A 13,715-nucleotide genomic window follows, 5' to 3' on the forward strand; every position below is an offset into this window, starting at 1 on the left:
TCTCTCCTGTCCGAAGGGGTAGTTGGTCAGGTCTGCCTGCATCTCACGATTCCCCGTGACGGATTATCGTGACGGGTCGAGCAAAGGGCGTCAGCGTCGTCGTATTCTTGTAGAGTCCTTGGGTATCCCTCCATCTCAAAACAGTTCTCGGCGGAGTTTCCGCTTCTGTTCCTCGGTACGCTGGTCATAGTGTTCCTCAAGCACGTCAGGCGACACGTCCATCCGGTCAGAGACGAGTCCCTTCGACTCGCACCACGTGGTGCAGGTGCGAAGTGCCATCGTCACGTCGGAGAGGGTAGTATCGGCTACTTCGTCGTCGTCTCGCTTGAACATCTTGAAGTCGGAGATATCGAACCGGTCGAGGTCGCTGATGGGGTCGAAAGGGAGGGGTCGGCGACCGAATCGCGGTGTACGTCACCGCGGGCGGTCGGAACGTCGGACCGCTCCGGGTCGGAGACCGCGAGGCGGCGCCCACCGACCGGACGTTCGAGGTGCCGCAGTTCGGTATCTATCGCCGCGCGGACGGACGCGTCGCCGAGACGTGGATACTCGCGGACGCGCTCGGCATCGTCGAACAACTCGACAACCTCCCGACGGGACCGACGAGGATACTCGGCATCGCCGCCCGCCAACTCCGGTGGCGACTCGACGGTCGGCGGCGACTCGACTGACGGCCGTCGCCCGTCGGTGACTGCCTGCCGTCGCGTCGCTGCGCGCCGACCGACCGGCGCGCGCAGGCCCGTCCTCCCGTTCGACCCGTCTACCCCCGTTCGTCGCCGACGCCCACGTACTCCGACTCGTACAGGAGGGTGCTCTCGACGAGCGCCTCGGTCGCCCGTCGGAGGCGCTCGGAGAGCGCCTGGTGGGAGACGTCCATCTCCTCCGAGAGCGTCTCCAGCGTCTCCTCGCGCGGAACGGAGAAGTAGCCGCGCCGAACGGCCTCGACGAGCGAGTCCCGCTGGTCGCTCGTTAGTCCGTACCGGCTGGCGAAACTCCGGTCCACCTCCCTGATGGACCGCACGTCGAACGCGACCTCGTGGGTGTCACAGAACTCGCTCGTCCTCGCGTACGACTCCCGGTCGGGATAGAGGACGTGGAACCGCCAGCGTCCGTCGGTCCCGGTCGCGTCGAGGACGGTCGCCCCGGAGTTCGTGAGCATCTGGAGGACGAGGTCGATGTTGTCGACCCACTGCATCCGGTAGAGAGCCTCGTCGTCGTACTCCGCGACGAGTTCGACCGTGTCGACCGTCGGATCGGTCTCCAGCGTATCGCTCAACCGGCCGTGCGGAACGTTCCGCGTCCACAGCAACGGCATCACGGCGTGCTCGCCGCTCGTCACCAGTTTCCCGACTCTGACGCCGAGGTCGGGGTACTCGGCGAACGTCTCCGCGAGCGCGAACTGCGACGCCGGGACTGTTCCGTCTACGAGCGTCCCCATAGCGGGGGGAGAGAACGTACCGACGATAACCGTTGTGATATCGGAATGCACGATTGCCGAGGTACGTTCTCGGGGCGACGACCGTCGCAGTCCGGGCGAGCGGGTCGGAACCTCCGACAACGCCAAAGGGGTGGAGCGACGACGCTGGGTATGTACCGTCCACTCGACCGCATCGACGCGGGGGTCTGGATACCGGGGCTCGTCTGGGGGGCGTCCGTCTACGGGTTGCACTCGCTGGGGGCGAGAGTCGGCTGGTACCTGTCGTACCCCTGGTTTCAGAACGTCACCCACGCCGCGTCGGCGAGCGGCGTCGCCATCCTCGTCGGTCTCGTCGGCCTCGAACTGGGCTACCGGGGACGACGGCTCCTCGCGTTCGTCGTCGCCCTGACCGCGGTCGGCGCACTCGGCTGGGAGGCGATAGAGTACCTCGGCTGGTTCGACGAGTACGGCGTCTACCTGCACTTCCACGACTTCGAGGACGCCGCGGTCGACATGGTCTCCAACGCGGTCGGAACGACGCTCGCCCTGACGGTCCTCTGGTGGCGCACCGACCCGCAGGTCACGACGGGCGATAGGCGACGGCGGCCGGACGGCGGGTAGCGGGACGCGGCCGGCGTGAGGAGATTGGCAACAGATAAGGCGAGCCCGCCCCTATCTGGTGTCGAAAATGGCACGACTCCGTTCGCTTCTGTTCAGTCGTGCGTGGCTGTTCGCCGTCGCGTTCGGCCTGTTCGCCTACCTGTTTCACAAGACGGGGGCGACGCTCGGCTACTATCCGCGGTTCTTCTGGTTCCAGATGGTCGCGCACTTCCTGTCGGCCGCGGCGATGGCCCTGCTGCTTGCCCGGTTCGGTCTCGACAGCGGCCTCCGCGGCCGCACACTCGTCGCGTTCGTGGTCGGGTTCTCGGTCGTCGGCGCCGTCGGGTGGGAACTGGCCGAGTACCTCAAACTCATGCCGGGACTCCACTGGTGGGGCATCGACGACTCGCTGCTCGACCTCTCGATGGACGCCGTCGGCATCGGAACCGTACTGCTGCTGCTTCGGACGCGCCTCCGTCCCGTCATCGACCCGCAGCAGGAGACCCCGTCGGTGCGCGCCACCGTACTCGGACAGGACTAGGACGGACCGGCGTCGTCGCCCGGTCGTTCCGCCGCCTCGACACCGTCGGCTCCTCCGCCCGCCGCCGGGGCCTCCTCGCTCGTCGGCCCGCGGTCCGGACGCGCGTCGGACCTCCGCTCGTCGTGACTACCTCACGTCTCCCTGCGTTCGGAGACGAGAATCCACCCGTCGTCCTGGACGGTGATTCTGTTGTCCTGATAGCGGAAGGTCACGACGCTTCCCACTTCCCGTTCGCCCACCGTCGGCGTCCGACCGAAGACGGTCGCCTCCAGTGCTTCGGGGTCGACGTAGTCGCGTAACGGCACCATCGACGTGGGGTCGAACGGGTCGAGCCCTCGGGACTCGGCGATAGCCGTGACGAGTGCCGTCACGAGTTCCTCGCCCGCCTCTCGGTCGTAGTAGTACCGGTTCACCTGCTGCCACGGGTCTCGTTCGTCGTTCTTACTGTCCATGGGGTAACCCCGACTGCCGCTCGTCTCGGATTCGTTCGCCCACCGAGAACAGGCGTCTCTGGCTGGTGTCCATTGTTGATTCAGTAGCGTGCGACAGTCTCACCGGCCATCGTCGTCCGATAGGGTCAACACTAGAAAAAACGTTCTGACTGTCCCCACACGTTACGCCGTCTCGATTCGGACAGTAAGCTTACTCTTTCTTCGGCGCTCGACGCGTCAAGCCGTGCTTAAAGTCACTTAGCGTGGGTATCGTTCACACAGTACTGCTCCCGTCGTGTCGGTCGACACCCTCTCCGCCCGTGCCGTTCGCCCCGTGGCGAGCGACGAACGCGGCGATTCGCGCGGGGAGTGTCATATAAACGAACCGGTCAGTTCGCCCCGGTCGCCTCGGTCACCGAGGCGCCGGGGCGGGTGTCGGTCGATTCCGATGTTCCGATTCAGTCTCAGTCGTCGTCGGGCAGGTCGACCGAGATGGTGTGCTCGCCTGGACCGAACGTCTCGGTCGTGGCGGCCAGCAACACCTGCTCGTCGGCCGTCTCGGGGTCGAACGCCTCGCCGGGCATCGAGTAGACGACCAGCGAGACGGTGACCTCCTCGCCCTCGGCGACGGTGAACCGCACGGTGGCGGTGCCGTCGTTCTCGACGATGTGGGCGTAGTCGACCGACTCGCGGATGTCGCTGCTCGGCCAGGCGCTGCCGCGGTCGGTGATGCCGTCCTCGGTGTTGCCCCACGCGAACCGGAGCAGGCGGTCCTCCTCCGCGTACAGCGACTCGCCGAGGTCAGTGATGGGGTCACCGACCACGAAGTCGACCTGGTAGTAGGCGAGTTCGGGCTCGGGCGGCGGGCTGGTGTCCTCCTCCACGACCACTTCGGCGTCGTCGGTCACGGGCGCACCCTCGGAGGTGTACGGTCCGTCGGCGCTCGCGTCGAACGACTGGTCGCCGTCGTCCACGTGGGCCATGGCCGTCAGCGTGGCCGTCTCCTCCAGTTCGGGGTCGAGCGTCACGACGACGTCGTCGTGGGTCCCGTTGGAGAGGTACGCCGAGGAGCCGATGATGGCGCCCGACTCGTCGTGGACGACGACGAAGCCGCCGTCGGACAGGGTGACCTCGGTGACGACCACTTCGTCACCGTCGGACTCCTGGTCGTCGAAGACGACGACCGCCGTCGGTTCGGGCGGCGTCACGGGTTCGTCGGTCGAGACGTTCAGCGAGTACGTCCCGGTGTTGCGGGCCACCGGACGGACGACCACGTAGTGAGTGCCCGCCTCGGTGGTCGTGGCGCTCGCCTCGGCCTCCATGGCGCTCACGGTCACGGCGTCGAGTGCCGTCAAGCCGTCCGGACCGTAGATGTAGAGCGCCAGCAGGCCGCTGTCCGCGGACTTGGTGAGCGACACCGTGACGTTCCGGTCGGCGGAGACGTTCCCGATGTCGAACCACTCCTCGTCGTTGAGGGTGACCTCGCCGCTCGCGTTCCCGCTCTCGTCGAGCGGCGCCGCGGTGTCGGCGTTCTGGTTCGGTTCGAAGTCGTCGGTCTCCGCAGTGCCGACGCTGAACGAGTAGGCGCTCGTGTCGTCGCCGCTCGCGTACACGTGGACGTAGTACGTCCCGGAGCGTTCGGCGATGCCGCCGAGCGTCGTGCTCGTCTGACCGGGTGAGACGTACAGGCCGTCGACGGCCGCGCCACTCGCGCTGCCGCCGCTACCGGGTGCGTGGAGGTAGACCCACAGACCGTCCGCGTCGGCGGGCTTCTCGAAGTCGAGCGTGATGGCCTGTCCGACCTCCACGCCGTCGAAGGCGAACCAGTCGTCGTCGCCGGTCGTGACTTCTGCGTTGATCTGGGTGCCCTGCGAGACATCCGCGGCGGTCGACGCCTGCTCGTTGGGTTCGTACTCGTCGGTTTCGCTCGACGCTACCTCGAAGGTGTACGAGCCGGTGTCGGTGCCGCTGGCGTACAGCCGGAGGTAGTACGTGCCCGTCCGCTCGGCGATGGCGCCGAGTTCGACGGTCTCGCCGGGGTCGACGTACTGGCCGGAGCCGGTGTAGCCGTCCGGGCCGTAGAGGTACGCGTACAGGCCGTCGGAGTCGGTCGGCACGCTCACGGTGACGTTGATGTCGTCACCCGCCTGGATGCCGCCGAAGGCGAACCAGTCCTGGTCGTTGATGGTGATGTTCCCGTTCACCTCCGCCCCGCGCGAGACGTCGGTGGCGGTGGACTCCTGCTCGTTGGGTTCGAAGTCGTCGGTGTCGACGGTCGTCAGTTCGAAGGCGTACGAGCCGGTGTCGGTTCCGCTGGCGTACAGGCGCACGTAGTACGTACCGGATTGAACCGCCATCGCGCCGAGTTGTGCAGTCTCGCCGGGGTCGACGTACTGGCCGGAGCCGGTGTAGCCGGCGGGGCCGTAGAGGTACGCGTACAGGCCGTCGGAGTCGGTCGGCACGCTCACGCTCACCTCGACGCTCTGGCCCGCCTGAACGTCACCGAAGGCGAACCAGTCCTGGTCGTTGACGGTGATTTCGCCGCTCACTTCCGTATCCTGGGAAGCGGACGTGGCGGTGGACTCCTGCTCGTTGGGCTCGAAGTCGTCGGTGTCGACGGTCGTCAGTTCGAAGGCGTACGAGCCGGTGTCGGTTCCGCTGGCGTACAGGCGCACGTAGTACGTGCCGGACTGGACCGCCATCGCGCCGAGTTGTGCAGTCTCGCCGGGGTCGACGTACTGGCCGGAGCCGGTGTAGCCGGCGGGGCCGTAGAGGTACGCGTACAGGCCGTCGGAGTCGGTCGGCACGCTCACGCTCACCTCGACGCTCTGACCGGCCTGGATACTGTCGAACGAGAACCAGTCCTGGTCGTTGACGGTGATTTCGCCGCTCACTTCCGTATCCTGGGAAGCGGACGTGGCGGTGGACTCCTGCTCGTTGGGCTCGAAGCCGTCGGTATCGACGGTCGTGACCTCGAAAGCGTACGAGCCGGTGTCGGTTCCGCTGGCGTACAGGCGCACGTAGTACGTGCCGGACTGGACCGCCATCGCGCCGAGTTGTGCGGTCTCGCCGGGGTCGACGTACTGGCCGGAGCCGGTGTAGCCGGCGGGACCGTAGAGGTACGCGTACAGGCCGTCGGAGTCGGTCGGCACGCTCACGCTCACCTCGACGCTCTGGCCGGCTTGAACGCCGTCGAGCGAGAACCAGTCCTCGTCCTCGCTCGTGATTTCGCCCTCCACCGTCTCGTCGACGGTGACGGACGTCGCCTGTGACTGCTCGTCGTTGGGTTCGCTCTCGCTTATCTGCGCGAGCGCCACCATCGGCACCGCGCTGACGAGCAGCGCGATGACCACGAGGAGCACAGGGAGTTTGCTTGTATAGTGCGATAGATTAGTCATTGTGGGGTGTTGGTTCCTTGCTTGTCCCCCGGCCGGGCGCGTCCCGCCGACGAAAGAACGGAACGTCGGCGGGAACCGGAGCTATCCGAGGTGAACGCCGCGCTCGACGGTGGTTCGGCGCGGGCGGCGTCACCGGTCTCCACCCTCCGTGGACATGATATCTGAGGAATCATATCGGCTTATACATATGTACCGCTTCGTACTCTCGTACTTCTCCGTCAGTTGCCTCCACCGGGCGTCTGGGGCTACTTACAATGGTGTTCTCGACACGACACAATTGGGTTGTATATGATATGTGCTACTTCCCGTGGTTGACTCGCGATAGCACACCCCCAAAGACATAGATGTTTCCGACGCGTATCGGAGAGTATGCCAGGGAGTGGTTCGAACAACGACGACCCGCCGTACACGTACGAGTGCACCGACTGCGGCAATCGCATCGAGGCCAGACACCAACCGAGCAAGTGCGAGAAGTGCGGCGGCGAGATGCAGAACATCAGCATCTCGCGCGAGCAGTAACCACTCTCGACTCGGCGAGGGGAGGACGCCGTAGAGCCGTACTCCTGTCTCGTTCCTCCCCTCCGTCTCCGTCTTCGGCCGGCACGCGGAGTTCGCGGTCGACCGCGGTGCGACCCGTCCGCGGTGGGTTGCGTCCGTCCGTCCGTGGAACCAACCTTCAAGACGTGGGGTGGCGTACCTCCGGAGAGAGTTATGGACATCGCAGACATCGCCGTACCGGAGTTCGTTGAGGTCGACGCGGGGGAGCGACTGGGGAAGATTCGGTCGCTCTTCGACCGGGAGAACCCGAAAGGCATCATCGTGATGGACGACGGTGAGTACGCCGGTGTCATCGGTGAGCGCGACCTGGTCCGGTCGCGCGTCGAGGACGACACCAAGGCGGCGGCGCTGATGAAGTCCGCTCCCGAGGTGTCGCTCCACGAGGACGTTCGCGAGGTCGCGCGCGTGCTCGTCGAGGGGAACGTGAAGGTCGCCCCCGTGTACGAGGGGTCGAAACTGTACGGCATCGTGACGGCCGACGCCATCCTCGAGGCCGTCCTCGAGAACCTCGACGCACTCGACGTCGACGACATCTACACGTCGGACGTGGTCTCCATCAACGAGGACTCGCGCGTCGGGCAGGCGATCAACCGCCTCCGGGAACACGGCATCTCCCGGCTCCCGGTCGTGGACGACGACGGCCGACTCACGGGCATCCTCACCACCCACGACATCGTCGACTTCGTCGTGCGAAACGACGAGCGACAGGGGCGCGGCGACCGGTCGGGCGACCTCGAACGCCTGCTCGACCTCCCGGTGTACGACATGATGAGCAGCCCGGTGTTGACGACGACGGCGGCGACGTCGGTCCGAAAGGCCGTCGAGGAGATGATGGACCAGGACGTGAGCGGACTCGTCGTCACGCCCGAGGACGACGACGGCCTCGTGATGGGCGTCGTCACGAAGACGGACGTGCTGCGCGCGCTCACGTTCACCGCCGAGGACGCGATGGACGTCCAGATAACGAACGTCGACCTGCTCGACACCATCTCACGGGAGGACATCCGCGAGTCCATCACGCAGGTCGCCGAGAAGTACCAGGAGATGCGCGTCCTCCACGCGCACGTCCGGTTCCACGAGCACAAGGAGAAGCTCCGCGGCACCCCGCTCATCCAGGCGCAGATCCGCCTGCGGACCACCCACGGGCAGGTGGCGGGCTCCGGCGAGGGGTACGGCTCGGAACACGCGTTCCACGTCGCGCTCGACAAACTCGAGCGGAACGTCCTCGAACTGAAGGGCGTCACCGCCGACGAGCGCTACCGCGGTCAGCTCCTCCGCAAACTCGGCGAACTGTAGACCGGCCCTCCGGCGTCCCCGGCTTCGGGCGCCGTCGACTCCTCGATTATCGACGCGTGAAGCCGGGTCTGTCACCAGCTGGTACCACTAGTACAAGCTTTCGGTGGCACAAACGGAACTATTGTAAGGTGGATTACAATCGTGCGCGACGGTGTGTCACGAACGAATCTCACACTCGGCCGGCGGCGCCTGCTCCGCGGAACGGCGGTCGGCCTCGGACTGCTCGGGGTCGGCGCGGGCGCGACGCCGGCGGCCGCACAGACGGTGGAGTCGTACCAGGTCGACCTCGTGGTCGGCGAACCGAACGAGGTCCTCGGCGAGAACGAGAGCGACTTCTACGGTCGGCAGGGTCGCCTCGTCCAGTACGTCCACGGGAACGTCGACGGCGTCACACGACGCGACACGTGGCTCAACTCGCTCGACCCCGACACGCGCGCGTGCCTCTCGTCCGACCCGATAGCCGTCTCGGCCGGCACGGCGTCGGTGGAGTTCACGGTCTCGGAGGGCTGTGAACTCCAACTCTCGCTGGTGTCGTACACGCTCCCGGGCGGAGCGTTCTCGTTCGAGACGGCCGACCAACAGGAGATGGCCGACGCGACGACCGGCACGTTCGGCCCGGGCGACCACTCTCTGGAGGTCGCGCTCCCGACCGGAGAACCCGCGGAACTGCCGTCGGGCGTGACCACCGAGGTGTACGCGGAGGGGTTCACCTCGCCGGTCGGCGTGGAGTTCCCCACCGGCGTCGGTGGCCGCGGGTACGTCCTCGACCAGTTCGGTCAGATGTACGTCGTCGACGACGGCGAGACGTCGGCGTTCCTCGACGTGACCGACCGGCTGGTCGAACTCGGCGACTCCCCCGGGGAACGGGGCTTGCTCGGCGCGGCGTTCCACCCCGACTTCCCCGAGGACGGACGGGTGTTCGTCCGCTACAGCGCGCCCCCGACCGCCGACACCCCCGACGGATACAGCCACACGTTCGTGCTCTCGGAGTTCGCGGCGACGCCCGACGCCGCGGACCCCGACAGCGAGCGGGTGCTCCTCGAGGTTCCCGAACCGCAGGGGAACCACAACGCGGGGTCGGTCGCGTTCGGCCCCGACAACCTCCTGTACGTCGCTGTCGGCGACGGCGGCGCGGCGAACGACCAGGGGCTGGGTCACGTCGACGACTGGTACGAGGCGGTAGACGGGGGGAACGGGCAGGACGTCACGCAGAATCTCTTGGGGAGCGTCCTCCGCATCGACCCCGACGGCGAGACGGACGGGAAGCCGTACGGCATCCCCGAAGACAATCCGCTCGTGGGGAGCGAGGGACTCGACGAGCAGTACGCGTGGGGCTTCCGGAACCCGTGGCGGTTCAGCTTCGACCGCGAGACCGGCGAGTTCTACGTCGCCGACGTCGGGCAGGGAATGTGGGAGGAGGTGAACCGCGTCGAGATGGGCGGCAACCACGGCTGGAACGTCTACGAGGGCACCCACCCGTTCATGGCCGACTCGGCGCCCGAAACCACCGACGACGGGGAGTCACTCCTCCCGCCCGTCATCGAGTACCCCCACGAGTCCGACGAGACCGACGTGACGGGCATCGCCGTTATCGGCGGGTACGTCTACCGCGGGTCGGCGCTCTCGGGGCTCGAGGGGAGATACGTCTTCGCCGACCTCCTGGCGAACGGACGGCTGTTCGTCGCCGACCCGCAGGAGGGAATCGACTGGTCGGTTTCGGCGATCGAACTCGGAGGCGTCAACGGGCCCGTGTTCTCGTTCGGGGAGGACACGGATGGGGAGCTGTACGTCTGCACGGCCGGCGAGAGCGGCGGGGTAGTCCGCCGGCTCACGGGAACCGACTGAGCTCGCGGCGAGCCGGCGGATCAGGTCGTCGTGGAGTGCGTGTACGACGTGGTGGCGTAGAGCGTCCCCTCGGCCGGGTCGTCGACGCTCACCAGTATCTGGCGGGTGGCGTCGCCGTCGGTCGGAGCGGTGTACGTCAGCGTGTACGTGGAGCTGAGGATGCCGCTGATCTCCTCGAGGACGCTGCTGAAGTCGGGACTGTCGAGGTCGATCCAGGTCCCGCCGACGTTCCCGGCGAGCACCTGCTTGTCGCCGTCGCCGTAGTAGTCGCCGAAGGTCTCCCCGTACACCTCGCTGAAGTCGCGCGAGACGGCGATGTACGTGTAGCCGACCAGCAGGCTCTCGACGTCCGCCATGGTGAGGTCGGTGACGCTCTCGTCGCTGTCGTACGCGTCGGGGTCGTCGACCTGTGCGGCCGCGTCGGTGATGTCGACGATGACCCGCTGGACGCCCGACCGGTAGGAGAGCTCCGTCGCCCGTTCGACGGCCTCGAAGTCGTTCTCGCGGAAGTCGCCGCCGCCGCTGGCCACCACGTCGTCGAGCGCGCTCTCCAGGACGGAGACGTCGGCGGTGAAGTCCTGGTCGAGTTCGACGTCGTCCTTGAACGTGATGAGCGAGTACCGACTGTCGACGCCGGCGGCGTCGAGGTCGGTGGCGAACTGCCGGATGTTCTCCAGCACGCCCTCGATGAACGAGCCCATGCTCCCGGTGTCGTCGAGCACGAACACGATGTCCGCGGCCCCGCCGCCGCTCGTCGACGACGAGACGGAGAGGTCCTCCTGCAGACAGCCGTCTTCACACAGGCTGAAGGCGTCCGCTCCCAGGTCGCCAGCGTCCCCGGCGTCGGTCATGACGCGCGTGAACACCGACACCTCCGGGTACGACGAGGACTCGACGCTGAGGACGTCGACGAGGTCGGACTCGGTGACGCTCGCCGGGTCGACCGGACACTCGACGCACTCGTCGACGTCGTCGTCGTCCTCCGCGCACGGGAGCGTGACCTCCAGCGCGTGGGTTCCGGGGCCGAACGTCCCGGTGTCCGAGTCGAACAGCTCCTGCTCGTCGGCGGTGCCGAAGCTGAACATCGAGTCGGGCATGGTGTACACCGCCAGCGAGAGCTGGAGTTCACAGCCCTCCGAGACCGTGAACTCCACCGACGCCGTCTCGTCGTCCACCTGTATCGGCTCCGAACTGACGCACGCACGCGTGTCGGGGTCGAGCGAGTTGAGCCACGTGTCGCGTTTCGTGACCCCGCTCTCGTCACCGTGGAGATACTGGATGAGTCGGTTCTGGGCGCCGTAGAAGTCGTTCTCGCTCTCGCCGAGTCGCTCCTCGACGTCGCCGGCGACGAAGTCGACCTGGTAGTAGCACGGCTCCGCCGCGGCCGCGACTCCGGTCCCCGCCAGTCCGAGCCCCGCCGCTGTACCTATTCCACCGATCGTTCGCATGTAATTCCGTCTTCTCATGTGTTTCAGTGACGACCGGCGAGAACCGGACGTCCCAGTCCCCGATACGGCAGTCCGGTAGTAGTTATAAACACCACGACAGGTCGTCTGTGTCAGCCAGACGAGCGACAATCGGGGCCAGACGGGCGCGCGACTCGACTGTCCCCGGACCGGGACGGGCGGGAGCGCGCGGAGGCCGTCCGTTGGGAAATCTTCGTGCGAGAATCGAGTGACGAGAGGCTGATTCGGTTGCGAGACGCACAGTTCGTTTCAGCGTGCCGAACGAATGCGATATCTCTGCCGACTACGCCAGAAACTGTACGGAATATATACCGCATACAACAGTTCTAAACAGGTAACATCGGAGAAATATCAGTTAGGTGTCGGTGGATGCCGAAGCGGACGCGGCCGACGCGGTCGCGTTATCGTCCCGGCTCGGTCGGGTCGGGACTCAGGCGCCGGCGAGTCGTTCCGCGATACGACGGGCGCCCTCCGCGGCGGCCAGGTCGGGTTCGTCGGGCGCGACCACCTCGACATCGCGCCCGAGTTCCGCCGCGAGGCGGCGCTCGAACTCCGCGGCCATGCCGGGGATGCAGACCATCCCGCCCGTGAGCGCGATGGAGTTGTCGAGCGCCAGCTGGTACGGCTTCATGTAGTCGTTGGCGAGGTCCGGCAGGAACTCGTTGGCCACCTCGTCGACGGCGGCGTCGAGGTACCAGTTCAGCGCGTCCATGACCGAGTCCTCGATGGTGAACTCGTGGGAGCCGCCACCGGGCTGCTGGATGACGTCCGAGAACGGCTCGAACGCTTCGAAGTCGCCGTGGGTCTCCTTGTACTCGCGGGCGGTCGTCAGGTCGACGTGGACGCGGCCCTGCGTCTCCTCCTCGACGTTCGCCACGATGCGGCGGTCGACGTCGTTGCCCGTGACCGACCCCGTCGAGAAGGGGACGAGCTGGTCGCCGCGGCGGTACGCGCACGCCTCCAGGTTCGTCGACCCCATATTGATAGAGACGAACACCTCGTCGATGGCCTCGACGCCGCCGCCCATCGCGGGGATGGCGCCGCAGAGCGACTCGGGGTACGAGCGCATCTCGTGGGCGCCGATGGCGGAGTCCTCGATGACGGCGGTGAGGTTCTCCAGCCCGGCGTCGTTCTCCATCGTCGGGATGGCGTACACCACCGCCGAGTCCTCGGGGACGGAGTTCGCGTGGAGCAGTTCGCGGAAGAACCGCCCCGCGAGCGCCGCCCGGTCGTCGTCCTCGGGGAGTCCCGACCGGAGCATGTACTCGACGCTGTCGGGGTACTCCGCGGCGGCCCGTTCGCCGAACAGGACCCGCTCGTCGCCGGTGATGGCGTCCTCGTAGGTGGCGAGGCAGGTGAGCGACCGGACCGTGGTCAACTCGTCCCCGTCGGCGTCCGCGGGGTAGCGGAGCACCGTCCGCGTCGAGCCGAGTTTCACGCCGACCGGAGTGGGCTGGCTGGAGTCGAAGCTGTCGTCGCTGGTGTTTGATTCTGCTGCCATGATTATGAGAGCGCAGCGAGGCGAGCGACGAACAGGAGGCTCGTTCGGTGGTGACCGGCGCCGAGGGGGGTCCCGCCGTCGTCGTCGAACGCGTCGAGGTGCGCGACGAGCGCCTCCTCGGCGTCGGCGCCGAGCCAGCCGACCCGTCGGTAGAACGCGAGCGCGTCGCGGGCGTTCGACCGCCCGCCGACGCCGACGAGGTAGTGGAGCCAGTCCAGCACGATGCGCGTTCCGACGCCCGAGCCGGGGAGGCTCGGGAGGTACGGTCGGTCCGCGCCGCCGGCCGCCGCCTGAAGCAGGAACGCGTCTTCCACCTGCGTCGCGCGCACGCACGCCTCCGCTCGTCCGAGGAAGTCGGCCGGGGTCGCCCACCGGGCGTCCGCCTCCTCGCCGGGCGTCGGCGCCGCTCCCGTCAGCGCTCGCAACTCGTCCGGGTCGTACTCGCTTGGGTTGAGCATCCGTTCGTCCGCTCCCTGTGCCGCTACTGTCCGGTTCCCCGTCCGACGTATAGCCGTTCGGTCCATATATCAGTCGTGAAATTTGGGTGCTCGTCACGCCGGCGACGCGGTCGAGTTCGTCCGTCTCGGTCCGGTCTGCGAGTTCGTGGGACCCGCCGCGGGCGTTCGCACGGCCGCGAGGCACGCGTGCGTCGGGGGGTTCGG

Annotated in this window: 13 protein-coding genes; 6 read left to right on the forward strand and 7 right to left on the reverse strand. The window is 67.0% G+C overall.

Annotation, left to right across the window (positions count from 1 at the left end):
- Positions 1-135: 135 nt before the first annotated feature.
- Entirely contained in the window at positions 136-333 is a 198-nt protein-coding gene (locus AC6RUA_RS12575; protein WP_499813346.1) for a hypothetical protein, read from the reverse strand.
- A 74-nt stretch (positions 334-407) separates the two neighbouring features.
- Here AC6RUA_RS12575 and AC6RUA_RS12580 point away from each other — a divergent pair, with 74 nt between their 5' ends.
- Entirely contained in the window at positions 408-671 is a 264-nt protein-coding gene (locus AC6RUA_RS12580; RefSeq protein WP_499813347.1) for a hypothetical protein, read from the forward strand.
- An 89-nt stretch (positions 672-760) separates the two neighbouring features.
- Here the strand turns inward: AC6RUA_RS12580 and AC6RUA_RS12585 are convergent, their stop codons facing one another.
- A complete protein-coding gene (locus AC6RUA_RS12585) occupies positions 761-1,438 on the reverse strand; it encodes a helix-turn-helix domain-containing protein (protein ID WP_499813348.1) in 678 nt (225 codons plus the stop codon).
- A 150-nt stretch (positions 1,439-1,588) separates the two neighbouring features.
- On the opposite strand from AC6RUA_RS12585, the gene AC6RUA_RS12590 reads away from it, so the two are divergent.
- Positions 1,589-2,038 (forward strand): DUF2238 domain-containing protein, encoded by a 450-nt coding sequence (locus AC6RUA_RS12590; protein WP_499813349.1) that lies wholly within the window; start codon positions 1,589-1,591, stop codon positions 2,036-2,038.
- A gap of 67 nt (positions 2,039-2,105) precedes the next feature.
- A complete protein-coding gene (locus tag AC6RUA_RS12595; protein WP_499813350.1) occupies positions 2,106-2,558 on the forward strand; it encodes a hypothetical protein in 453 nt (150 codons plus the stop codon).
- Positions 2,559-2,689: 131 nt separating this feature from the next.
- Here the strand turns inward: AC6RUA_RS12595 and AC6RUA_RS12600 are convergent, their stop codons facing one another.
- The gene (locus AC6RUA_RS12600; protein ID WP_499813351.1) at positions 2,690-3,010 is read right to left on the reverse strand and encodes a HalOD1 output domain-containing protein; all 321 of its coding nucleotides are present in this window, start codon (positions 3,008-3,010) and stop codon (positions 2,690-2,692) included.
- 443 nt (positions 3,011-3,453) lie between these two features.
- Positions 3,454-6,351: a DUF7282 domain-containing protein gene (locus tag AC6RUA_RS12605; protein ID WP_499813352.1), complete on the reverse strand. Its 2,898-nt coding sequence runs from the start codon at positions 6,349-6,351 to the stop codon at positions 3,454-3,456.
- Between the two features lie 405 nt (positions 6,352-6,756).
- Between AC6RUA_RS12605 and AC6RUA_RS12610 the strand changes: the two genes are divergently transcribed.
- From AC6RUA_RS12610 to AC6RUA_RS12620, 3 genes are all read left to right on the forward strand, one after another.
- Complete coding sequence (locus tag AC6RUA_RS12610; RefSeq protein WP_499813353.1) at positions 6,757-6,906, forward strand: rubrerythrin-like domain-containing protein; 150 nt, start codon at positions 6,757-6,759, stop codon at positions 6,904-6,906.
- 192 nt (positions 6,907-7,098) lie between these two features.
- Complete coding sequence (locus tag AC6RUA_RS12615) at positions 7,099-8,241, forward strand: CBS domain-containing protein (protein ID WP_499813354.1); 1,143 nt, start codon at positions 7,099-7,101, stop codon at positions 8,239-8,241.
- Positions 8,242-8,394: 153 nt separating this feature from the next.
- Positions 8,395-10,086, forward strand: a complete 1,692-nt coding sequence (locus AC6RUA_RS12620) for a PQQ-dependent sugar dehydrogenase (RefSeq protein WP_499813355.1) — start codon at positions 8,395-8,397, stop codon at positions 10,084-10,086.
- A 20-nt stretch (positions 10,087-10,106) separates the two neighbouring features.
- Here the strand turns inward: AC6RUA_RS12620 and AC6RUA_RS12625 are convergent, their stop codons facing one another.
- The 3 genes from AC6RUA_RS12625 to AC6RUA_RS12635 form a co-directional block, all read right to left on the reverse strand.
- Positions 10,107-11,534: a VWA domain-containing protein gene (locus AC6RUA_RS12625; protein ID WP_499813356.1), complete on the reverse strand. Its 1,428-nt coding sequence runs from the start codon at positions 11,532-11,534 to the stop codon at positions 10,107-10,109.
- A 448-nt stretch (positions 11,535-11,982) separates the two neighbouring features.
- Positions 11,983-13,053: an actin-like salactin gene (locus AC6RUA_RS12630; protein WP_499813357.1), complete on the reverse strand. Its 1,071-nt coding sequence runs from the start codon at positions 13,051-13,053 to the stop codon at positions 11,983-11,985.
- A 2-nt stretch (positions 13,054-13,055) separates the two neighbouring features.
- Entirely contained in the window at positions 13,056-13,511 is a 456-nt protein-coding gene (locus tag AC6RUA_RS12635; RefSeq protein ID WP_499813358.1) for a FlaD/FlaE family flagellar protein, read from the reverse strand.
- Positions 13,512-13,715: the final 204 nt, after the last annotated feature.

It is taken from the genome of Halorarum sp. SLYT50 (genome assembly GCF_059821265.1).

Excerpts from the sequence above, each read along its gene's own strand:
- AC6RUA_RS12630 (WP_499813357.1), bottom strand. The coding sequence starts at position 13,053 with ATGGCAGCAGAATCAAACACCAGCGACGACAGCTTCGACTCCAGCCAG.
- AC6RUA_RS12595 (WP_499813350.1), top strand. The coding sequence starts at position 2,106 with ATGGCACGACTCCGTTCGCTTCTGTTCAGTCGTGCGTGGCTGTTCGCC.
- AC6RUA_RS12625 (WP_499813356.1), bottom strand. The coding sequence starts at position 11,534 with ATGCGAACGATCGGTGGAATAGGTACAGCGGCGGGGCTCGGACTGGCG.
- AC6RUA_RS12585 (WP_499813348.1), bottom strand. The coding sequence starts at position 1,438 with ATGGGGACGCTCGTAGACGGAACAGTCCCGGCGTCGCAGTTCGCGCTC.
- AC6RUA_RS12610 (WP_499813353.1), top strand. The coding sequence starts at position 6,757 with ATGCCAGGGAGTGGTTCGAACAACGACGACCCGCCGTACACGTACGAG.
- AC6RUA_RS12600 (WP_499813351.1), bottom strand. The coding sequence starts at position 3,010 with ATGGACAGTAAGAACGACGAACGAGACCCGTGGCAGCAGGTGAACCGG.
- AC6RUA_RS12575 (WP_499813346.1), bottom strand. The coding sequence starts at position 333 with ATGTTCAAGCGAGACGACGACGAAGTAGCCGATACTACCCTCTCCGAC.
- AC6RUA_RS12615 (WP_499813354.1), top strand. The coding sequence starts at position 7,099 with ATGGACATCGCAGACATCGCCGTACCGGAGTTCGTTGAGGTCGACGCG.
- AC6RUA_RS12590 (WP_499813349.1), top strand. The coding sequence starts at position 1,589 with ATGTACCGTCCACTCGACCGCATCGACGCGGGGGTCTGGATACCGGGG.
- AC6RUA_RS12635 (WP_499813358.1), bottom strand. The coding sequence starts at position 13,511 with ATGCTCAACCCAAGCGAGTACGACCCGGACGAGTTGCGAGCGCTGACG.